Here is a 19,849-nt window from a genome sequence, read left to right on the forward strand (position 1 = left end):
CCGGGCTCCGGGGTGCCGCCTTCAAGGCGGTCCGATGCATCCCCTAATGTGGCTTTTGTCTCTCACGTTTCATGGGGAAAGGGAGCTCGATGGACCGCACCGTCGTTCGCTGTGCCGAGGGGCACGTCTTCAGCACCGCCTCGTTCCCGATGCAGCACCTCGGACCCGGCCGGATCGGCCCCGGACGGCTTCTGCGCTGCCCGCGCTGCGCCCGGCTGCGGCAGTCCGTCCCCGTGGCGACCGAGAAGGGCTGAACCGGAGATCATCCCACCGCGCGGGCCCCGGTCACCACGGGGCTGGGGCCCGCGTTGTCGGGTTGTCCGTCTTCTCCGCGTATCCTCGGAGCGTGCTTCTCTCAGACAAGGACATCCGGGCCGAGATCGACGCCGGCCGCGTGCGGATCGACCCGTACGACGAATCGATGGTGCAGCCGTCCAGCATCGATGTGCGGCTCGACCGCTACTTCCGGGTGTTCGAGAACCACCGGTACCCGCACATCGACCCCGCGGTCGAGCAGGCGGACCTCACCCGCGAGGTGGTGCCGGAGGGCGACGAGGCGTTCATCCTGCACCCCGGTGAGTTCGTGCTGGCCTCCACCTACGAGGTGATCACGCTCCCGGGCGACATCGCCTCCCGGCTGGAGGGCAAGTCCAGCCTCGGCCGCCTCGGTCTGCTGACGCACTCGACCGCCGGCTTCATCGACCCGGGCTTCTCCGGGCACGTCACGCTGGAGCTGTCGAACATGGCCACGCTCCCCATCAAGCTGTGGCCGGGGATGAAGATCGGCCAGCTGTGCATGTTCCGGCTGACCTCCCCCGTCGAGCATCCCTACGGGTCCGCCAAGCACGGTTCCCGCTACCAGGGCCAGCGCGGGCCGACCCCCTCGCGGTCCTTCCAGAACTTCCATCGCACGCAGGTCTGACCCCACCGGGAAGACCAGGGACAGACCCCAGGGAACAGGGCGAGAGCAACAGTGAGCGACAACCGCGAGAACCTGACCTACCCCCTCTTCGGGCAGGCCATCCGTGAGCTGGCCCAGACCATCGCGGACGACGGCTACGAGCCGGACATCGTCCTGTCGATCGCGCGCGGCGGCGTCTTCGTCGCCGGCGGTCTGGCGTACGCCCTGGACTGCAAGAACATCCACCTCGTGAACGTGGAGTTCTACACCGGCGTCGGTTCCACGCTCGAGATGCCGGTCATGCTCGCGCCCGTCCCCAACGCGATCGACTTCTCCAACAAGAAGGTGCTGATCGCCGACGACGTCGCCGACACCGGCAAGACCCTCAAGCTCGTGCACGACTTCTGCCTCGACCACGTCGCCGAGGTGCGCAGCGCGGTGATCTACGAGAAGCCGCAGTCGCTCGTGAAGTGCGAGTACGTCTGGAAGCGCACCGACGACTGGATCAACTTCCCCTGGTCGGTCGAGCCGCCGGTCGTCCGCCGCGAGGGCCAGGTCCTCGACGCCTGATCCCCGCCCGACCTACGGGTGAGGGCCCGCTCCGGAGACCGGAGCGGGCCCTCAGTCGTAGGGGGATTGCGATCCTCTACAGCGTTCCCAGCTTGATCAGCGACAGCAGCGCCACCAGCTGGATCGCCGACGCGCCCAGCGCCCGCGGCCACGGCAGGTCGTGCGACTTGCTCACCATCGACGTGAGCAGCACGCCGCCCAGCACCCAGGTGGCCCAGCCCAGCACCTGCACCAGCGCGCTGTCGCCGCCCAGGAACATCGCGAACAGCAGCCGCGGCGCGTCCGTCAGCGACATGATCAGCATGGAGAGCCCGACCGTGGGCTGCCATATGCCGTCGCCGCCCAGCTGGCGCGCCATCGTGTGCGTGACCGCACCCATGATCAGCCCACCGGCCACCACGACCACGCCGGTGACCAGCACCCACGGCAGGCTGTTCGCCAGCGAGGCGTTCAGCACGTCCGCGCGCGCCTTGTCGAAGCCGAAGACGGCCAGCAGGCCGTAGACGAACGTGACGATCAGCGCGGGCACCCACACCTGGTGGTCGCGCATCTGCCAGAACGTGGCCGACGGGCGCAGCACGATGCCGGTCAGCAGGTCCTTCCAGTGCAGCCGCGGCCCGGGCGGCGGCGCCGGCGCGACCGGGGCGCCCTGGTCGCCGTACGGGTCGTAACCGTCGTACGCGTCCGGCGCCTCGCCCACGCTGAACTGCTGGGTGCGCCCCGCGTCGCCGCCGTCCCCGTAGTACGCCGGGGCACCGTACGGCTGCTGGTGGGGCTGCTGGTACGGCTGCTGCCCGTGGGAGGGCGGGTACGGCTGCTGCGGCTGCCCGCCGCCGAAGTACTCCGGCTCCTCGTAGCCGCCCGGCTGCGGGGGCTGCGGCGGCTGTTGCTGCTGCCACTGCTGCGGCCCGCCGTAGCCGCCCCCGGGCGCACCGCCGTACGCCGGCGCGCCCGGCTGCCCGCCGTACGGCGCCTGCTGCTGTCCTTGCCGCGCGGGCGCCGGGCCCTGCGCGTCCCGCCCGCGTCCCATCCTGAATCCAGCCACGCCCTCGAACGTACCCGCTCCGGAGAGCGACCGGCGCCGTCCCCGGGGTAACGGGCCGGGGTTTGCGGCCGACCTGTGACATCCCCTAGGGGAAAAATCCGGGGCGGGGCCCGCCGTCTACTCCTCGCGCACTACGCCGTGGGTGCCACTGCCGGTGTCACCGCTTGGGCGTCCAACGCCCCGGGGAGAGCAGTTCGTCGGCGCCCACGTTGCTGATCATGCGGCGCAGGACGGACAGCGCGGCCACGTACTCCTCGTCCGTGATGCCCGCGTGGATCTCCTCGCGCACCTTCACGACGACCTCGAAGATCCGCTCCTTGGCCGCCCGCCCGGCGTCGGTCAGCACGTACCGGACGTACCGGTCCCCGTCCCCCTCCTCCCCCTCCGACGACTCCGTCACCCAGCCCCGGGCGACGAGGGAGTCCAGGGCCCGGTCGATCTCGTCCGGCGCCTCATCGAGGGTGGTGGAGAGCAACTCCCGCGCCTCCTCGCGCCCCAGCCCGCCCTCCGTGGCCTCGATCCGGTTGAGCACCCACCACTGCGGCTGGGTGAGGTCCATCTTGGCCATGGCGGACCGGATGTGCCGGATGACGGCCTTGTGGGCGGCCCAGCTCCAGTAGCCGATGGGCTGCCCGGCGAGGTTCTCGGTGGCGGCGCTGGCGATGGTGAGCTTCGTCGTCGTCATGGGGACGACGTTAGGACCTCAAGCTTGCTTGAGATCAAGGGCGTTGGGGGGTCAGGAGGGGTAGCGGCGGAACTCGGAGGTGTCGACGGTCCAGGGGCCGACGGAGACCTTGTCGCCGAAGACGTAGTTGTGGCGGGCGCGGTAGGAGAACCGACCGTCCGCGCAGGTGCCCGGATCGGACATGACGGCCGCGGTTCCCTTGCGAGGGTCGATCAGCAGATACAGCGCGATCCCCATTGCGGCGTAGTCGTACACCTTCTGGGTGTAGTCGTTGGAGTGGGTGGCCGGTGAGGCGATCTCGGCGACAAGCTCCAGGTCCCGGGGGCGGAACGAGCCGGCGGTGTCCATCGCTGCCTCCGGAAGGACGACCAGATCCGGGCGGCGCAGGAGCCCGAGAGCGGGGTCTTCGACGTCGCCCCCTGTGTGAGCCACCAGACCTTCTGCGAGCTGGGGGTCGAGCTGATGTCGCAGCCGCATTGCGACGAGCTCGTGAGTGCCGGACGGACTCGGCATCATGAGGATTCCGTCCGGCGTGATCTCGACCCCGGCGATCGCGTCGGGAGCGTGCTTCATCAGCTCCTCGGCGATGGCGCGCCTACCGGCGTGATCCATGACGGGGCTCCTCGGAAGAGCGGGCTGCTGGAGCGAATGGACTCATCGTCCCACGCACCCATGACAACGGCCGGGCCCCGCGACGCGTACGTCGCGGGGCCCGGCCGTTGCCGTAGGTGCGGAAGCGGCTACTTCACCGCCTGCTCCACCGCCTACTTCACCGGCTCCGGGTCCGGCTCCGGCGCGCCCGCCGGTTCGCCGTCAGCGTCGCCCTCCGGGGCCGCCGGGGTCTTCACCGACTCCAGCAGCAGCTGGGCGACGTCCACGACCTGGACCGACTCCTTCGCCTTGCCCTCGTTCTTCTTCCCGTTGACCGAGTCGGTCAGCATGACGAGGCAGAAGGGGCAGGCGGTGGAGACGATGTCCGGGTTGAGGGACAGCGCCTCGTCGACGCGCTCGTTGTTGATGCGCTTGCCGATGCGCTCCTCCATCCACATGCGCGCGCCGCCCGCGCCACAGCAGAAGCCGCGCTCCTTGTGGCGGTGCATCTCCTCGTTCCGCAGGCCCGGCACCTTGGCGATGATCTCGCGCGGCGGCGTGTAGACCTTGTTGTGGCGGCCCAGGTAGCACGGGTCGTGGTAGGTGATCAGGCCCTCGACCGGCGTGACGGGGACGAGCTTCCCCTCGTCGATCAGGTGCTGGAGCAGCTGCGTGTGGTGGATGACCTCGTACTCGCCGCCCAGCTGCGGGTACTCGTTCGCGATGGTGTTGAAGCAGTGCGGGCAGGTCGCGACGATCTTCTTCTTGGACTTCGGCTTCTTCGTCGACTCGTCGTCCGAGTCCTCACCGAACGCCATGTTCAGCATCTCGACGTTCTGCTGTCCCAGCTGCTGGAACAGGAACTCGTTGCCCAGGCGGCGCGCCGAGTCGCCCGTGCAGGCCTCCTCGCCGCCCATGATGGCGAACTTCACGCCCGCCATGTGCAGCAGCTCGGCGAACGCCTTCGTCGTCTTCTTGGCCCGGTCCTCCAGCGCGCCGGCGCAGCCGACCCAGTAGAGGTAGTCGACCTCCGTCAGGTCCTCGACGTCCTTGCCGACGACCGGGACCTCGAAGTCGACCTCCTTGGTCCAGGCGAGGCGCTGCTTCTTCGCCAGGCCCCAGGGGTTGCCCTTCTTCTCCAGGTTCTTCAGCATCGTGCCCGCCTCGGACGGGAACGCGCTCTCGATCATCACCTGGTAGCGGCGCATGTCGACGATGTGGTCGACGTGCTCGATGTCGACGGGGCACTGCTCGACGCACGCGCCGCACGTGGTGCAGGACCACAGCACGTCCGGGTCGATGACGCCGTTCTCCTCCAGCGTGCCGATCAGCGGCCGCTCGGCCTCCGCCAGGGCGGCGGCCGGCACGTCCTTCAGCTGCTCGGCGGTGGCCTTCTCCGCGCCCTCCGCGTCCTTGCCGCCGCCCGCCAGCAGGTACGGCGCCTTGGCGTGCGCGTGGTCGCGCAGCGACATGATGAGCAGCTTGGGGGAGAGCGGCTTGCCCGTGTTCCAGGCGGGGCACTGCGACTGGCAGCGGCCGCACTCGGTGCAGGTGGAGAAGTCGAGCAGGCCCTTCCAGGAGAACTCCTCGACCTTCGAGACGCCGAACGTGTCGTCCTCGCCCGGGTCCTCGAAGTCGATCGGCTTGCCGCCGCTCGTCATCGGCTGCAGCGCGCCCAGCGCCACGTCACCGCTCGCCTCGCGCTTGAACCAGATGTTGGGGAAGGCCAGGAAGCGGTGCCAGGCCACGCCCATGTCCGTCTTCAGCGAGACCGTGATCATCCAGATGAACGAGGTCGCGATCTTCAGGCCCGCGAAGAAGTAGGTGAGGTTCTGGAGCGTGGAGACGTCCATCCCCTCCAGCCACGACACCACCGGGTACGAGATGAAGAACGAGGCCTCGTAGCCGTCCACGTGGTGCTGGGCGCCCTCCAGGGCGTGCAGCATGAAGATGCAGACGCCGACGATCAGGATGACCGCCTCGACGAAGTACGCCTGGCCGAAGTTGGACCCCGCGAAGCGCGACTTGCGGCCCGCCCGGCCCGGCTTGCTCAGCTGCCGCACGACGATCAGGGTGAGGATGCCGAGCGCGGTCATCGTGCCGAGGAACTCGACGAAGACGTTGTACGGCGCCCAGTCACCGATGACGGGCAGGATCCAGTCGGCCTTGAACAACTGGCCGATCGCGTTGACGATCGTCAGCAGCAGGGAGAAGAAGCCCACCGCCACGAACCAGTGCGCCACGCCGACGACGCCCCACTTGTTCATGCGCGTGTGGCCCAGGAACTCCTTGACCACCGTGACGGTGCGCTGCGCGGGGTCGTCGGTCCGGGAGCCGGCGGGGACGGGCTGGCCGAGCCGCATGAAGCGGTACAGCTGCAGGAGGGCACGGCCGAACAGCGCGACGCCGACCGCGATGAGGACCAGCGACACGATGATCGCGGCGAGTTGCATGGGTGGCTCCTCGGGCCCGCGAGAGCGGGACTACTAGCGGGACTACGAGCGGGATAGTGGGACTACGGGCGGGACTGCGAGCGGGATTACTAATGGGTAACTTATCCAGTCCGTACGAGACTACTCACCTTCGCGCGCGCGATATACCCGCATGGCCGGTGATCTGCGTCGCCCAGGCATCCCTTTCTTCTCCCCTTCCTCCTCCTCGGCTCCAGCTTCCACCCACGTGTCACCGGCCGCCACTGACAGTAAGTATCATATAAAAGTTGAGCGGGCCCGACTCAGCTCTGTTGACAGGTTTCGCCGGGTGCTGCACCCTTGAGTCTGTTCCACTCAAGTCAGCTGGAGGAAAGCGACATGGCACGAGCGGTCGGCATCGACCTGGGTACGACGAACTCCGTCGTCAGTGTTCTCGAGGGCGGTGAGCCCACAGTCATCACCAACGCCGAGGGCGCCAGGACCACGCCGTCCGTCGTCGCCTTCGCCAAGAACGGCGAGGTGCTGGTCGGCGAGGTCGCCAAGCGCCAGGCCGTGACGAACGTCGACAGGACCATCCGGTCGGTCAAGCGCCACATGGGCACCGACTGGAAGATCAACCTGGACGGCAAGGACTTCAACCCGCAGCAGATCAGCGCCTTCATCCTGCAGAAGCTGAAGCGGGACGCCGAGGCCTACCTGGGCGAGAAGGTCACCGACGCGGTCATCACCGTCCCGGCGTACTTCAACGACTCCGAGCGTCAGGCCACCAAGGAGGCCGGCGAGATCGCGGGCCTGAACGTCCTGCGCATCGTCAACGAGCCCACGGCCGCCGCCCTGGCCTACGGCCTGGACAAGGACGACCAGACCATCCTGGTCTTCGACCTCGGTGGCGGTACGTTCGACGTCTCGCTGCTGGAGATCGGCGACGGTGTCGTCGAGGTCAAGGCCACCAACGGTGACAACCACCTCGGTGGTGACGACTGGGACCAGCGCGTCGTCGACTACCTGGTCAAGCAGTTCGCCAACGGCCACGGCGTCGACCTGTCCAAGGACAAGATGGCGCTCCAGCGCCTGCGCGAGGCCGCCGAGAAGGCGAAGATCGAGCTGTCCTCGTCCACCGAGACGACGATCAACCTGCCCTACATCACGGCGTCCGCCGAGGGCCCGCTGCACCTGGACGAGAAGCTCACCCGCGCCCAGTTCCAGCAGCTGACGGCCGACCTGCTCGAGCGCTGCAAGGTGCCGTTCCACAACGTCATCAAGGACGCCGGCATCAGCCTGTCCGAGATCGACCACGTCGTCCTCGTCGGCGGCTCGACCCGTATGCCCGCCGTCGCCGAGCTCGTCAAGGAGCTGACCGGCGGCAAGGAGGCCAACAAGGGCGTCAACCCGGACGAGGTCGTCGCCATCGGCGCCTCGCTCCAGGCCGGTGTCCTCAAGGGCGAGGTCAAGGACGTCCTGCTCCTCGACGTCACCCCGCTGTCCCTCGGTATCGAGACCAAGGGCGGCATCATGACCAAGCTGATCGAGCGCAACACCACGATCCCCACCAAGCGCTCCGAGATCTTCACGACGGCCGAGGACAACCAGCCGTCCGTGCAGATCCAGGTCTACCAGGGCGAGCGCGAGATCGCCGCGTACAACAAGAAGCTCGGCATGTTCGAGCTGACCGGCCTCCCGCCGGCCCCGCGCGGCGTCCCGCAGATCGAGGTCTCCTTCGACATCGACGCCAACGGCATCATGCACGTGACCGCCAAGGACCTGGGCACGGGCAAGGAGCAGAAGATGACCGTCACCGGCGGCTCGTCGCTGCCCAAGGACGAGGTCGAGCGGATGCGTCAGGAGGCCGAGCAGTACGCGGAGGAGGACACCCGCCGCCGCGAGGCCGCCGAGACCCGCAACCAGGGCGAGCAGCTCGTCTACCAGACGGAGAAGTTCCTCAAGGACAACGAGGAGAAGGTGCCGGCCGAGGTGAAGACCGAGGTCGAGACCGCCGTCGCCGAGCTGAAGGAGAAGCTCAAGGGCGAGGACACCGGCGAGATCCGCACCGCGATCGAGAAGGTCGCCGCGGTCAGCCAGAAGCTCGGCCAGGCCATGTACGCCGACGCCCAGTCCGCGCACGGCGCCGCCGGCGCCGCGGGTGGTGCCGCCGGTGCCGGTGCGGGCGCCAAGGCCGACGACGACGTGGTCGACGCCGAGATCATCGACGACGAGAAGCCGAAGGGTGGTGCGTCCGCGTGACGGAGGAGACCCCGGGCTTTGACAACGAGAAGCCTGAAGGACCCTCCGACGCCACGACGCCCGACGAGGCGGCGCAGCAGGCCGCCGGGTCCGCCGGACAGGCGGGCCCGGCCGGCCCGGCCGGCGCCTCCGGCGGCGGCGAGGAACTGGTCGAGGTGGGCCTGAAGGCGCAGCTGGACCAGGCCCAGGCCGCGCTCAACGAGCGCACCGCGGACCTCCAGCGGCTCCAGGCGGAGTACCAGAACTACCGTCGCCGCGTGGAGCGCGACCGGGCCGCCGTCAAGGAGGTCGCCGTCGCGAACCTGCTGTCGGAGCTCCTCCCGGTGCTCGACGACATCGGCCGCGCCCGCGAACACGGCGAGCTCGTCGGCGGCTTCAAGTCCGTCGCCGAGTCGCTGGAGACCGTCGCCGCCAAGATGGGCCTGCAGCAGTTCGGCAAGGAGGGCGAGCCCTTCGACCCGCTGGTCCACGAAGCACTGATGCACAGCTACGCGCCCGACGTCACCGAGACGACGTGCGTGCAGATCCTGCAGCCGGGGTATCGCATCGGCGAGCGGACCATCCGCCCCGCGCGGGTGGCCGTGGCCGAGCCGCAGCCCGGCGCGCAGCCCAAGGCCGAGGACGAGTCGTCGGACGAGGAGAGCGGTGGCCCGGACGAGGGCTGACGCACAGCGGAGGACGAGGAAGGAGGGACGTCGAGGATGAGCCTCAGCAGGGACCTGCTCGAAAAGGACCTGTACAAGGTCCTCGGCGTCTCCAAGGACGCCACCGAGGCGGAGATCAAGAAGGCGTACCGGAAGCTCGCCCGCGAGTACCACCCGGACGCCAACAAGGGTGACGCCTCGGCCGAGGAGCGCTTCAAGGAGATCTCCGAGGCGAACGACGTCCTCGCCGACCCCAAGCGCCGCAAGGAGTACGACGAGGCGCGCGCCCTGTTCGGCAACGGAGGCTTCCGTGCCGGGCCGGGCGCCGGCGGATCGTTCAACTTCGACCTGGGCGACCTCTTCGGGGGCGCCCAGCCCGGGGCCGGCGGCGGCTTCGGCGGCGGCCTCGGCGACGTGTTCGGCGGCCTGTTCAACCGCGGCGGCGGCACGGGTACGCGTACCCAGCCGCGCCGCGGCCAGGACATCGAGTCGGAGGTCACGCTCAGCTTCACCGAGGCGGTGGAGGGGGCCACGGTCCCGCTCCGCATGTCGTCCTCGGCGGCGTGCAAGGCGTGCTCCGGCACGGGCGACAAAAACGGTACGCCACGGGTCTGCCCCAGCTGCGTCGGCACCGGCCAGGTGTCGCGCGGCGCCGGCGGCAGCTTCTCGCTGACCGACCCCTGCCCCGAGTGCCGGGGCCGCGGGCTGATCCCCGAGAACCCCTGCGACGTCTGCAAGGGCAGCGGCCGCGCCCAGTCCTCCCGCACCATGCAGGTCCGCATCCCGGCCGGCGTCTCCGACGGCCAGCGGATCCGGCTGCGCGGCAAGGGCGCCCCGGGCGAGCGCGGCGGACCCCACGGCGACCTCTACGTCGTCGTACACGTCGGCAGCCACCCGGTGTTCGGCCGCAAGGGCGACAACCTCACCGTCACCGTGCCCGTCACCTTCGTGGAGGCGGCGCTCGGCGGCGAGGTCCGCGTCCCCACCCTGAACGGCCCCGCGGTCACCCTGAAGCTGCCCGCCGGCACGCCCAACGGGCGGACCATGCGGGCCCGCGGCAAGGGCGCGGTGCGCAAGGACGGCACCCGCGGCGACCTCCTCATCACCATCGAGGTCGCGGTGCCGCCGCACCTCGACGGCAAGGCGAAGGAGATCCTCGAGTCCTACCGCGAGGCGACAGCGAACGAGGATCCGCGAGCGGAGCTCTTCCAGGCCGCGAAGGGAGCATGAGATGGACGGCCGCCGACGCAATCCGTACGAACTGACCGACGAGTCGCCGGTCTACGTCATCTCCGTCGCCGCCCAGCTGTCGGGACTCCACCCGCAGACACTGCGGCAGTACGACCGCCTCGGCCTGGTCTCCCCCGACCGCACGGCCGGGCGCGGCCGCCGCTACTCCGCCCGCGACATCGAACTGCTGCGGCAGGTGCAGCAGCTCAGCCAGGACGAGGGCATCAACCTGGCCGGCATCAAGCGCATCATCGAGCTGGAGAACCAGGTCGCAGCGCTCCAGGCCAAGATCGCGGACCTGCAGGACGCGCTGGACGGCGCGGCCACGGCGATGCGGCAGGCGGAGGCGGCGGTGCACGCCTCCTACCGCCGGGACCTCGTCCCGTACCAGGAGGTGCAGCAGGCCAGCGCGCTGGTGGTCTGGCGGCCGAAGCGGGACCAGAAGAAGCACTGACGCAGTGGTGCACTGACGTGTGGCCAGGTGGCCCCTCACCCGTCCGGGTGAGGGGCCACCGGCGTATGTGAGGCGGGTCACGGGGCGCGGGGTGGGCGGGGCTGTCACGATCGCGGGCTCCGGGCTGTCCACAGGGTGAACAGGGCCGACCGAGGCCCACTGGAATGGGGGCAGGGCATGGAAACTGTGACGGTCCGCCGGGTGATCGACGCACCCATTGCCGAGGTGTTCGACTGGTGCGCCACGACCACCCACTACACGCGCTCGCCGTTCGTGCTGAGGGCGCGCCTGGCCCGGCAGGGCGAGGGCGCGCCGTACGGGGTGGGGGCGGTGCGGCTGCACACGTGGCTGATCGGCTGGTTCCGGGAGCGCGTGACCGCGTACAACCCGCCGTACGGCTTCGACTACGTCGTCGAGCGCAGCGTGCCGTCGGCGCGGCACGAGCTGGGCCGGCTGACGTTCACGGAGGTGCCGGAGGGCACGCTGGTCGAGTGGACGACGCGGTTCCGCCCGCCGTTGCGGTGCGTCGCGGGGCCCGCGAAGGCTGTGATCGCCTACGTCTTCGGCACGATCCTCGACGCGGGGGCGGCGGAGCTGACGCGGGAGAGGATGGACCCCGACGGAGGAGGCGCGCATGGCAGGGGCGGCGAGAGTGGTGCTGGAGCCGGACGGTGACCACGACGGCGAACGGTTCGAGGACGTGGACCTGTCCGGCCTGAACGGCTGGGGGTCGAGCTTCCTCGACTGCGTGCTGGAGCGGTGCACGCTGGACGGTACGGAGCTGGGCCGGGCGCGGTTCGTCGACAGCGTGCTGCGCGAGGTGCGCGGGGTGGGCACGGACCTGGCGGAGGCGGTGCTGCGGGACGCGGAGGTCGTCGACGCCCGGCTGGGCGGGGCGCAGTTGCACGGGGCGCGGATGGACCGCGTCCGGTTCACCGGCGGCAAGATCGACTACCTGAACCTGCGGAAGGCGACGCTGAAGGACGTCGTGTTCGAGGGCTGCGTGCTGATCGAGCCGGACTTCGGCGAGGCGCGGCTGGAGAACGTGGTGTTCCGCGACTGCGTGCTGAGGGGCGCGGACTTCGCGCGGGCCCGGCTGAAGGACGTCGACCTGCGGGAGACGGCGGAGCTGGAGGTGACCCGGGGCGTGGACGGCCTCGCGGGCGCGCTGATCAGCCCCGCGCAGCTGCTGGACCTGGCACCGGCGTTGGCGGCGCAGCTGGGCATCCGGGTGGGGGCCGGGCCGGGGGAGTGAGGGGAAGGCGGGAGAAGGCGGGGGAAGCCGGGGGTACTCGGGGAGCCTCGGGGTCGGGATCGGGGGGAACTCGGGGTTTTCCCCGATGGTTCGCATCATGCCCCGCTGACAAACTCGGAGATGCCGACAGGGCCGACAGTCCGACAGGCCGAAGGCCGACAGGACTGACAGGACTGACAGGACTGACAGGAATTCAAGAACGGTGGGGAACACATCATGCGCACGCGCAACCGTCTGATCGCTGCTCTCGTGACGACCGGCGTGGCCGTCGGGGGACTCAGCGCGTGCGGCATGCTGAACAAGACCCTGGAGGACGACGCCACCGTCTCCCAGAAGATCACCTCCGTGCGCCTGGACAACGGCTCCGGCGGTGTCACCCTGCGCGGCCGGCAGGGCGACACCACGGTGAACGTGCACCGCTCCGTGGAATACAGCCGGGACACCGCACCGGAGGGGAAGACGTACCAGGTGGAGAACGGCGTCCTGATTCTCCGCGGCTGCGGCGACGACTGCTCGGTGAACTACACGATCGACCTCCCCGCGGGCCTCCCCGTCACCGGCGAGAACTCCAGCGGCGCGGTCAAGCTGACCAGGACGGGCGCGGTGCAGGTGAAGACCGGCTCCGGCGCCATCGACCTCGACGACGTGACCGGCAAGGTCGACATACGCGCCGGCAGCGGCGCAATCACCGCGCACGGCCTGAAGGGCGGCCCGGTCACGGCGAAGACCGACAGCGGCGCCATCGACATCAAGCTGTCCGCGCCCCAGGACGTCCGCGCCCAGGCCGGCAGCGGCGCCGTCAGCCTCACCGTCCCGGACGCGACGTACCAGGTGAAGGCCAAGACCAACAGCGGCGGCAAGGACATAGCCGTCGACAACGACTCGTCCGGCAAGTACCGGCTCGACCTGTCCACCGGCAGCGGCGCCATCAGCGTCGAACGGTCCTGAGACAGCGCCGGACGCGCCCGAGACAGCGCCGATCACTCCTGAGACCGGGGAAGGGGGGGAGGGGAGGGGGGAGGGGGCCCCTTGTGGTCGGGGGAGCCGGTTTGCAGACTCTCGTGCATGGCACAGCCACGTTCACCGTTACGTGCGCGGGACTACGAGCACATGCTGGACCTCGCGGCAGCCGTGCTGGGGAACACCGACCCGGCGGCGGCATGCCCGTTGGTCGTGCAGCACGTCCAGCAGACGTTCGAGTGCAGAGCAGTGACGTTCTTCGGCTTCTACACCGCTGAGCGCGTTCTCCGGACGGAAGCATGGGCGCCCGACGCCCACGGTTCCCTCGCCCCGGAGCTCACCCGACGGCACCCCACACCCGCGCAGCACCCCCTGGCCCGCCACCTGATGTCGGGCGGCACCACCCCGGTCGTCCTCGACCGCATCAGCGACAGACGGCGGCACTCGGTCTGGTACGACGAGGCCCGCGAGTACAGCGGCCAGGAGCAGCTGGGCCTGCCCGTCCCCGGCGACCCGCAGGCACTGCGCTCGCTCGTCCTCGGGCGCAGCGACGCGTTCACCGAGCAGGAACTCACCCTCGCAGTGCGCATCCAGCCCCTGCTGCTCACCATGGAGCGCCACATTTGCGAGCTGCGCCGCCTGCGTACGGCGGTGGCGCCGCCCCCCGCGCCGGCGCCCACCGCGCACGACCTGACCCCGCGCGAGCTCACGGTGCTGGGGCTGCTGGCCGAGGGCCTCACCGCCGAGGGCATCGCGCGCCGGCTGCTGATCTCCCCGAGCACGGTGAACCGCCACCTGGAGAAGGTCTACCGGAAGCTCGGCACGAACAACCGCGTCTCGACGGTCCTGCTCGCGAAACGCGAGGGGCTGGTGGCCTGAGCGGGAGCGCCGCGGCTCGGACCGCGTTTGAGATCTGGGCGGGGGACGGCGCGGGCATGCCCGAAAACCGTTTGACCTGTGGCGAATGATGAGACCGTGATCTCCGAGGAACGCGCCGTCGAGCTCGTCGAGTCCTTCCTGGCCAGAGAGCTGCCGACGTGGCCGTGGGAGGGGCCTCCCCCCACGCCGGACATCTACCACGTGGAGGAACGCACAGTCGGCTGGCTCGTCTTCTGGCGCTCGGCGGAGCAGGCCCGGGCCCGTGACATGCGCGGCAGCTTCGTCGGCGGCCACTACCTGGTGGACCGGCACGACGGGAGCATCCACTACGTGCCCACCGTCTGGTGGGAGGACGAGGGCTGGGAGGACCAGTACCTCCTGCAGACCCGGGGCATCCGACCACCTGATCCGCTGGCCGCCACGGTTCGCGCGCTCGTCCACTCCGCAGGCGTCGTGGCCGCGATGAGCCACCTGCGCAAGCAGGCCCCGCGGCTGAGCCTGCAGGAAGCGAAGGCCTACGTCATGACCGTTCAGGACGGCGCCGAACCACCGGAAGAGCTGGCAAGGCTTACCCGGAAGGAGCCGGAATGGCCGCCTCGGCCGATCGAAACGCTGACGGGTCCGGTCCAGTAGAGGTCTGGTCGAGGAGTCGAAGAGTCGAGGAGTCGAGGAGTCGAGGAGCCGAGGAGACTCGACCCCGGTCTCAGGGAGCGATGGGCAGCTGACGCTTGTGCTCGGTGAGGCGGTAACGGTTGACGATCGTCTCGAAGGCGCGCTCGTCCACCGGCTTGCCCTCGAGGAAGTCGTCGATGTCGTCGTACGTGACACCGAGCGCGACCTCGTCCGCCTTGCCCGGGTCGAGCGTCTCCAGGTCGGCCGTCGGGGTCTTCCACACCAGCTCGGTGGGCGCGCCCAGCGCCTCGGCGACAGCACGCACCCGGCGCTTGGTGAGGCCGGTCAGCGGTACGAGGTCGGCCGCGCCGTCGCCGAACTTCGTGAAGAAGCCGGACACGGCCTCCGCGGCGTGGTCGGTGCCGACAACGAGCCCGTGGTGCGCGCCGGCGACCGCGTACTGGGCGATCATGCGCTGCCGCGCCTTGATGTTGCCGTGCACGAAGTCCTGGTGATGGGCGTCGCGGAAGGTCACACCGCCGGCGACCGCGGCCTCCAGCGCGGCGTCGCTGGCGGGCTTCACGTCCACGGTCAGGACGTGATCGGCGCGGATGAAGGAGAGCGCGAGCTGCGCGTCGTGCTCGTCGGCCTGCACGCCGTAGGGCAGCCGCATGGCGTAGAACTCCGCCTCGTGCCCGGCGGCGCGGGCCCGCTCCACGGCCAGCTGGCACAGCCGGCCGGCGGTGGTCGAGTCGACGCCGCCGCTGATGCCGAGCACGAGGGAACGCAGCCCGCTGGAGGTCAGCCGCTCGGTGAGGAAGGCCACCCGGCGCTCGATCTCCTGCCCGGCGTCGAAGACCTCGGCGACCTGGAGTTCGCGGGCGATCTCCTGCTGCAGGGCGATGGACGCGGGCTGGCTCACGTCGGGCTCCTCGATTTCGCGAGTTCGGTGTTTCGGGGTTCCGGGGTTCCGGGGTTCCGGGATTCCGGTGCTGGTGGTGCTGGAGAGCCAGCCTAGCCGGGGGGCCGGGTCAGCTCGGTTCGCCGGGGACACCGGAAGGGGTGGACGAAGGGATGGACGGGGTGGAAGAGGTGGAAGGGGCGGAGGACGGCGGGGGCTGCTTCTTTCCGGGGTTCTGCGCCACCTGCCCCGGGACGGCGATGATCGTGTGCCGCGGCGACGGGCCCGAGCCGGGGAGGGACTCGTGCGGTCGGTGGGGAGACTGCCCGGAGGCCGGCGGCGTCGGGTGGGGCTGGGGCTGCAGGGGCTGCACCTTCTTGGCAGCCTCTTTGGTCTTCTCGGCGGGCGCCGTCTTCTCGGGCGACGGCGTGGCCGGCGTGGAGGGGGCGGACGGGGCGGACGGGGTGGGGAGCGGGAGTGCCGGCTCCCGGGGGGCTTCCGGCGCGCCGTTCCGCTCGCCCGCAGGGGACCGCCGGGGGGAAGGCGCGGGCGCCGGACGGTCGGCGGGCGGCTCGGCCGGTGACGTCTGCCGGTCGCCCTGCGCTCGTACGTGCCGTTCCTCGGGTGCCGCGTCGCGCGGGGCGCTGACCGACGGGCCGAGGAGGGCCAGGTGGTTCGCGTCAGGGCCGTGGTCCGGCAGGCCGGCGGCCGGCGCGCCCCACAGGGCTGCGGCGCCCAGGGCCGCGGTGCCCAGGGCGGAGAGGAGGAGGTTGCGTGCCACGGTGGGCCGGGGGCCCCAGCCGGGGGACGGCGTGTGCGCGGTGGACGAGACGGACGAGACGGACGAGACGGACGAGACGGAAGCGACGGGCTGCATTCCGTGCCGCTTGGCGTTCGTCAGCGCCCCCAGGCCGAGGAGGCCGGCGACGGCGGGCACGCGGTGCAGCCTGATGCGTTCGTAATTGGCCCGGCACCTCTCGCAGTGCTTCGCGTGCGGCTCCAGGGACCGGCAGATCCTGCGCGGCAGCGCGGCGGTGCTGTCGGGATCGTCGAGGATGGCCCGGATCTCCGGCGACTCGCGGACGTGCTGCGCCAGGGCCCGGGTGAGTACGGCGCAGGAGGTCGCCGGGAGGGGCCCGGCCGGTGCCGGCGCCGGTGCCGGCCCACCCGGCCGGGCCCGGGCCCAGGCCCGGGAGTCGCGGCTGTCGGGGTCGCGGGCCAGCAGGTTCACCATGAGCGCCGGGGCGAGGGCGTCACGGTGCCGCTGGACCCGGCTGTCGGCCTGGACCGTGCTGCACCTCAGCTGCGCGGCGATCTGCGCCGTGCTGAGGTCGCGGAGACGGTACAGCTGGTACAGGCGTTGCTGCCTGCGGGGCAGGGTCAGTACGACGGCCTCGGCGAGGGCGAAGCACTGGCGCAGGGCGTCGAGATCGTCCTCCTTGGCCGCCTCCAGGCGCAGCACGCGTGGCGTCTGCGACAGCAGAACGGCATCGGGGTCGTCCACGAACCGCTTCCGCTGCTCCCCGATCCGCCGGCCCTGGTCGAGGCAGCGCCGGCGGGCGACGGCGAAGAGCCAGCTCTTCAGGTGTTCGGGCCGGTGCGGCGGCTTCTCACCCCCGTCACCGTGCAGGAGCAACCACACGGACGAGAGGGTGTCCGCCGCCGCGTCGTCAGCGGCTGCCCGGTGGGGTCCCATGGTCCGGTGGCAGTAGTGGCTGAGGGGGCTCTTGTAGTGCCGGAGGATCTCGTCGATCACGGCGTCGCGTTCCGGCCCGGCCGGTGCGGTGCGCAGACGGCCGGCCAGGTCCTTCTCGTAGGGGGTTTCCTCGTGGGGACGGTGGGTTGTCGTCACGGCGTCACCTCGTCGGCCCGGGGTGCGGACGTCACGTCCGAAGGTGACACAAGGGCGGACACGGTGGTGGAACGGCGCCGGCGGGCGTGCGCGAGCCCGGCCGCCACACGGAGATCGTGGCGGCGCAGGAGGAACAGCAGGTCGGAGACGAGTGCGTTGGCGCCGAGCACGACGAGGTCCCGGACGAGGCCCTCGGGCAGCGAGCAGTCGGTGGCGACGGTGACGGTGGCGAGAGCGGCGGTTCGGACGAGGCTGGTGAGGCTGGTGACCACGAGCCGTTGGTCCATCGTTCGTTCCTCCAGGGGGTGCGGAACGGGGTCGATGGAGAGGGGTGCGCGGCGGCGCGGGATCACCGGTTTTTGGGCGGAGGACGAGGAAAGATACGCACGGGCCGTCTCCGGCGCCCGTTGATCAAGCGCCGGAGCGGGGGCGGGCCGGTACCGGCCCGCCGGCACGCGTCATACGGATGTCGTGGGTGCGGTGCTGTCCCACTCGGCCCAGGCGGGTGGGGCCTGGCGGGTGAGCTCGCACCAGACGGACTTGGTCTCGCCGCCGTAGAGGTCGCGTACGACGCGGGTACAACCCCACCGGTCGGAGAGCAGGGCGAGGAGCCGGAGTCCGCGGCCGCTCTCGTCGGTGGAGTGGTGGGGGCGGGCGAGGGTGGGTCGGTACGGGGAGTGGTCCCGGACGCTGAGCCGGAGGACGCGCCACTGCGACCACCAGAGGGTGAGTTCGGCGTCGCCGGTGGTGTGGACGAACGCGTTGGTGACGAGCTCCCCGGCGAGCAGCTCGGCCCGCCCGACGAACTCGGGCAGGTCGTGGGCATGGAGCGCGGTGCGGAGGGCGGTACGTGCGACGCGCACGGCGCGGGCGTCGCGGGGCAGGTGGAAGCGGTACTCGAACGGTGCGACGTCGGGCGCGGGGGGCTTGGGCGCGGGCAGGTGCAGCAGCATGACGCCTCCTGGGGCACGGGGGGTGGGTGAACGTTCGGCGGCCGGTGTCATTGCCGCTGCTGCGCTGCGCTGAGCACGGGTGAGTGGGGCAGGGCAGGGCGGTGCGCTTCCGGGGGCCGGTGTGGTCGCTGCGTGAGCGGCGCGGCACTCAACGTAGGGGGCTATCTAGCCCCCTTGCAACCAGCTCCAGGAAGTTCGCCCCATCGGGGGCGGGCATGGCATCGTGGCGCTCGCACGCGCCCCATCGCAGGGAGACTGGCTCCATGCCGCCCAGGAACAACCCCACCGCGCGCCAGGCGCGACTCGGTGCCGAACTGCGCAAAATGCGTGAGCGAGTGGGCCTTACGGCGCGCGAAGCCGCCGCGCAGTTGGGCGTAACACCCATGCGGCTGAGTCATATTGAGATTGGTCGTTTCGGCGTCGGCGAGGAACGGCTACGCACAATGGCGGCACTGTACGGCTGCGCGGACGAGGCGTACGTCGACGCGCTTGCGAAGCTGACCGGGCGCCAGGAGCGCGGCTGGTGGCGCGAGTACCAGGGGCGAGTGCCGCAGAAGTTGCTCGATCTGGCGGCCTTCGAGTGGCACGCGCGCCGGATCACCAGTCAGCAAATCGTTTATGTACCAGGTCTCTTGCAGACCCGCGCCTACTCCGAGGCCATCTTCTCGTACATGCCACCGGAGGCCAGGCCGCGCAACCTGGACCTGGTGCTCGACTTCCGCATGCGACGCAAGAGCGCCCTCGATCGTGTCGATGCCGTGCCCTACCAGTTCTTCGTGCACGAGGCTGCGCTGCGCATGAAGGTCGGCGACCGCGGCGTGGTGCGTGACCAGCTCGAGCTCATCGTGAAGAGCTCGGAGCAGCGGGGAGTGACCGTGCGGGTCATCCCCTTCGCCGCTGAGGGGTTCGTCTGCATGGGCTTCGCGATGCAATATTTCGCAGGCGATGTGCCGCAGCTCGACACCGTCCAGATCGATGAAGTGCATGACAGTCTCTTCCTGGATGCCGAGACTGAGCTTGAGCGGTACCGGACGGTGCTGCGTACGGCTGATCGTTTGGCGCTTGACGCCGAGGCGAGCCGCGAATTTGTGCTGCAAATCCTGAGCGAGACGTGAGAGGTATCCCTATGGGCCCGACCCGATGGCAGAAGAGCTCCTTCTGCGGAACAGGGGAAAACAACTCCTGCATAGAGCTGGCTGCCGCCGGCACTGAGCCGGTGCTGCGTGAGAGTGACGACCCCGGAGTTGTCGTCCGCCCTGGCACTGCCGCGCTGGCCGCGTTCGTGCGAGCCGCTAAGAGTGACGCGTTCGGCCGTCGGGTGTGCTGACCTCGAACGCGGTGGCCGAAGCGCAAGGCGCGAGATCGGCTCTTCGGCAGGTACTCCAGAAGGGAGTACGTCGAGTCGTGTACCGGGCGTAAGGCGCTGGCGCTCCGGGAGCTCGACGCCCCGGCCGAGCTCGCCGCCCTACGCCCCACGTGCTTTGAGGCGTTCACGCGCCCCGCAAAGGCGAGGGTCGGCCCTCCACGTATGGCGTCGGTGCTGCGCGGAGCGCGACTGGCGCACCGCCCCCGTTGCGTTGGGGGCGTCCGTACGTGCCGCGCAGGGCGAGATGGCTGGCCCACGGCGTGTTCGTGCCGCAGCAA

Annotated in this window: 22 protein-coding genes; 14 read left to right on the forward strand and 8 right to left on the reverse strand. The window is 70.3% G+C overall.

Annotation, left to right across the window (positions count from 1 at the left end; genetic code table 11):
- The first annotated feature begins 89 nt into the window (after positions 1-89).
- The 3 genes from IE305_RS13515 to IE305_RS13525 all read left to right on the forward strand — a co-directional run bounded on the left by IE305_RS13515 (position 90) and on the right by IE305_RS13525 (position 1,471).
- A complete protein-coding gene (locus IE305_RS13515) occupies positions 90-254 on the forward strand; it encodes a hypothetical protein (protein ID WP_190129768.1) in 165 nt (54 codons plus the stop codon).
- 92 nt (positions 255-346) lie between these two features.
- Positions 347-922 carry a dCTP deaminase gene (dcd, locus tag IE305_RS13520; RefSeq protein WP_190129769.1) on the forward strand — a complete coding sequence of 192 codons (576 nt, stop codon included), beginning with the start codon at positions 347-349 and terminating at the stop codon, positions 920-922.
- Between the two features lie 51 nt (positions 923-973).
- The gene (locus IE305_RS13525; RefSeq protein WP_171078668.1) at positions 974-1,471 is read left to right on the forward strand and encodes a phosphoribosyltransferase; all 498 of its coding nucleotides are present in this window, start codon (positions 974-976) and stop codon (positions 1,469-1,471) included.
- A 76-nt stretch (positions 1,472-1,547) separates the two neighbouring features.
- Here the strand turns inward: IE305_RS13525 and IE305_RS13530 are convergent, their stop codons facing one another.
- The 4 genes from IE305_RS13530 to IE305_RS13545 all read right to left on the reverse strand — a co-directional run bounded on the left by IE305_RS13530 (position 1,548) and on the right by IE305_RS13545 (position 6,245).
- Positions 1,548-2,501, reverse strand: coding sequence for a Yip1 family protein (locus IE305_RS13530; RefSeq protein ID WP_190129889.1), 954 nt, complete (start codon positions 2,499-2,501; stop codon positions 1,548-1,550).
- A gap of 172 nt (positions 2,502-2,673) precedes the next feature.
- On the reverse strand, positions 2,674-3,201 hold the full coding sequence (locus IE305_RS13535) for a MarR family winged helix-turn-helix transcriptional regulator (RefSeq protein WP_190129770.1): 528 nt from the start codon (positions 3,199-3,201) through the stop codon (positions 2,674-2,676).
- 51 nt (positions 3,202-3,252) lie between these two features.
- On the reverse strand, positions 3,253-3,813 hold the full coding sequence (locus IE305_RS13540) for a Uma2 family endonuclease (RefSeq protein ID WP_190129771.1): 561 nt from the start codon (positions 3,811-3,813) through the stop codon (positions 3,253-3,255).
- Between the two features lie 152 nt (positions 3,814-3,965).
- Positions 3,966-6,245, reverse strand: coding sequence for a (Fe-S)-binding protein (locus IE305_RS13545; RefSeq protein WP_190129772.1), 2,280 nt, complete (start codon positions 6,243-6,245; stop codon positions 3,966-3,968).
- Positions 6,246-6,602: 357 nt separating this feature from the next.
- Here IE305_RS13545 and dnaK point away from each other — a divergent pair, with 357 nt between their 5' ends.
- The 9 genes from dnaK to IE305_RS13590 all read left to right on the forward strand — a co-directional run bounded on the left by dnaK (position 6,603) and on the right by IE305_RS13590 (position 14,520).
- Positions 6,603-8,465 carry a molecular chaperone DnaK gene (dnaK, locus tag IE305_RS13550; protein WP_190129773.1) on the forward strand — a complete coding sequence of 621 codons (1,863 nt, stop codon included), beginning with the start codon at positions 6,603-6,605 and terminating at the stop codon, positions 8,463-8,465.
- Entirely contained in the window at positions 8,462-9,130 is a 669-nt protein-coding gene (gene grpE / locus IE305_RS13555) for a nucleotide exchange factor GrpE (RefSeq protein ID WP_190129774.1), read from the forward strand. Before dnaK ends, grpE begins: the two co-directional genes overlap by 4 nt.
- A gap of 36 nt (positions 9,131-9,166) precedes the next feature.
- Positions 9,167-10,339 carry a molecular chaperone DnaJ gene (dnaJ, locus tag IE305_RS13560; protein WP_190129775.1) on the forward strand — a complete coding sequence of 391 codons (1,173 nt, stop codon included), beginning with the start codon at positions 9,167-9,169 and terminating at the stop codon, positions 10,337-10,339.
- Position 10,340: 1 nt separating this feature from the next.
- Entirely contained in the window at positions 10,341-10,793 is a 453-nt protein-coding gene (locus tag IE305_RS13565; protein WP_190129776.1) for a heat shock protein transcriptional repressor HspR, read from the forward strand.
- 177 nt (positions 10,794-10,970) lie between these two features.
- Positions 10,971-11,468, forward strand: a complete 498-nt coding sequence (locus tag IE305_RS13570) for an SRPBCC family protein (protein ID WP_190129777.1) — start codon at positions 10,971-10,973, stop codon at positions 11,466-11,468.
- Entirely contained in the window at positions 11,428-12,048 is a 621-nt protein-coding gene (locus tag IE305_RS13575) for a pentapeptide repeat-containing protein (RefSeq protein ID WP_190129778.1), read from the forward strand. Before IE305_RS13570 ends, IE305_RS13575 begins: the two co-directional genes overlap by 41 nt.
- A gap of 216 nt (positions 12,049-12,264) precedes the next feature.
- Positions 12,265-12,996 carry a DUF4097 family beta strand repeat-containing protein gene (locus IE305_RS13580; RefSeq protein ID WP_190129779.1) on the forward strand — a complete coding sequence of 244 codons (732 nt, stop codon included), beginning with the start codon at positions 12,265-12,267 and terminating at the stop codon, positions 12,994-12,996.
- A 117-nt stretch (positions 12,997-13,113) separates the two neighbouring features.
- Positions 13,114-13,887 carry a helix-turn-helix transcriptional regulator gene (locus IE305_RS13585; protein ID WP_190129780.1) on the forward strand — a complete coding sequence of 258 codons (774 nt, stop codon included), beginning with the start codon at positions 13,114-13,116 and terminating at the stop codon, positions 13,885-13,887.
- Between the two features lie 96 nt (positions 13,888-13,983).
- The gene (locus IE305_RS13590) at positions 13,984-14,520 is read left to right on the forward strand and encodes a hypothetical protein (RefSeq protein ID WP_190129781.1); all 537 of its coding nucleotides are present in this window, start codon (positions 13,984-13,986) and stop codon (positions 14,518-14,520) included.
- Between the two features lie 70 nt (positions 14,521-14,590).
- Here IE305_RS13590 and nadE read toward each other — a convergent pair whose 3' ends face one another.
- The 4 genes from nadE to IE305_RS13610 all read right to left on the reverse strand — a co-directional run bounded on the left by nadE (position 14,591) and on the right by IE305_RS13610 (position 18,205).
- The gene (nadE, locus tag IE305_RS13595) at positions 14,591-15,421 is read right to left on the reverse strand and encodes an NAD(+) synthase (RefSeq protein WP_308440246.1); all 831 of its coding nucleotides are present in this window, start codon (positions 15,419-15,421) and stop codon (positions 14,591-14,593) included.
- 109 nt (positions 15,422-15,530) lie between these two features.
- Positions 15,531-17,252 (reverse strand): sigma-70 family RNA polymerase sigma factor, encoded by a 1,722-nt coding sequence (locus IE305_RS33480; RefSeq protein WP_190129782.1) that lies wholly within the window; start codon positions 17,250-17,252, stop codon positions 15,531-15,533.
- Entirely contained in the window at positions 17,249-17,539 is a 291-nt protein-coding gene (locus IE305_RS13605; protein WP_190129783.1) for a hypothetical protein, read from the reverse strand. Before IE305_RS13605 ends, IE305_RS33480 begins: the two co-directional genes overlap by 4 nt.
- A 171-nt stretch (positions 17,540-17,710) precedes the next feature.
- Positions 17,711-18,205 carry an ATP-binding protein gene (locus tag IE305_RS13610; protein ID WP_190129784.1) on the reverse strand — a complete coding sequence of 165 codons (495 nt, stop codon included), beginning with the start codon at positions 18,203-18,205 and terminating at the stop codon, positions 17,711-17,713.
- A gap of 263 nt (positions 18,206-18,468) precedes the next feature.
- On the opposite strand from IE305_RS13610, the gene IE305_RS13615 reads away from it, so the two are divergent.
- Positions 18,469-19,320, forward strand: a complete 852-nt coding sequence (locus IE305_RS13615; protein WP_190129785.1) for a helix-turn-helix domain-containing protein — start codon at positions 18,469-18,471, stop codon at positions 19,318-19,320.
- An 11-nt stretch (positions 19,321-19,331) separates the two neighbouring features.
- Entirely contained in the window at positions 19,332-19,532 is a 201-nt protein-coding gene (locus IE305_RS13620; protein ID WP_190129786.1) for a DUF397 domain-containing protein, read from the forward strand.
- The last annotated feature ends 317 nt before the right edge of the window (positions 19,533-19,849 follow it).

The sequence above is a fragment of the Streptomyces mashuensis genome (assembly GCF_014654785.1).
Classification (GTDB): Bacteria; Actinomycetota; Actinomycetes; order Streptomycetales; family Streptomycetaceae; genus Streptomyces; species Streptomyces mashuensis.

Coding starts and splice junctions, on each gene's coding strand:
- IE305_RS13515 (WP_190129768.1), top strand. CDS start 90: ATGGACCGCACCGTCGTTCGCTGTGCCGAGGGGCACGTCTTCAGCACC.
- IE305_RS13530 (WP_190129889.1), bottom strand. CDS start 2,501: ATGGGACGCGGGCGGGACGCGCAGGGCCCGGCGCCCGCGCGGCAAGGA.
- IE305_RS13535 (WP_190129770.1), bottom strand. CDS start 3,201: ATGACGACGACGAAGCTCACCATCGCCAGCGCCGCCACCGAGAACCTC.
- IE305_RS13540 (WP_190129771.1), bottom strand. CDS start 3,813: ATGGATCACGCCGGTAGGCGCGCCATCGCCGAGGAGCTGATGAAGCAC.
- IE305_RS13545 (WP_190129772.1), bottom strand. CDS start 6,245: ATGCAACTCGCCGCGATCATCGTGTCGCTGGTCCTCATCGCGGTCGGC.
- dnaK (WP_190129773.1), top strand. CDS start 6,603: ATGGCACGAGCGGTCGGCATCGACCTGGGTACGACGAACTCCGTCGTC.
- dnaJ (WP_190129775.1), top strand. CDS start 9,167: ATGAGCCTCAGCAGGGACCTGCTCGAAAAGGACCTGTACAAGGTCCTC.
- IE305_RS13565 (WP_190129776.1), top strand. CDS start 10,341: ATGGACGGCCGCCGACGCAATCCGTACGAACTGACCGACGAGTCGCCG.
- IE305_RS13570 (WP_190129777.1), top strand. CDS start 10,971: ATGGAAACTGTGACGGTCCGCCGGGTGATCGACGCACCCATTGCCGAG.
- IE305_RS13575 (WP_190129778.1), top strand. CDS start 11,428: ATGGCAGGGGCGGCGAGAGTGGTGCTGGAGCCGGACGGTGACCACGAC.
- IE305_RS13580 (WP_190129779.1), top strand. CDS start 12,265: ATGCGCACGCGCAACCGTCTGATCGCTGCTCTCGTGACGACCGGCGTG.
- IE305_RS13585 (WP_190129780.1), top strand. CDS start 13,114: ATGGCACAGCCACGTTCACCGTTACGTGCGCGGGACTACGAGCACATG.
- IE305_RS13605 (WP_190129783.1), bottom strand. CDS start 17,539: ATGGACCAACGGCTCGTGGTCACCAGCCTCACCAGCCTCGTCCGAACC.
- IE305_RS13610 (WP_190129784.1), bottom strand. CDS start 18,205: ATGCTGCTGCACCTGCCCGCGCCCAAGCCCCCCGCGCCCGACGTCGCA.
- IE305_RS13615 (WP_190129785.1), top strand. CDS start 18,469: ATGCCGCCCAGGAACAACCCCACCGCGCGCCAGGCGCGACTCGGTGCC.
- IE305_RS13620 (WP_190129786.1), top strand. CDS start 19,332: ATGGGCCCGACCCGATGGCAGAAGAGCTCCTTCTGCGGAACAGGGGAA.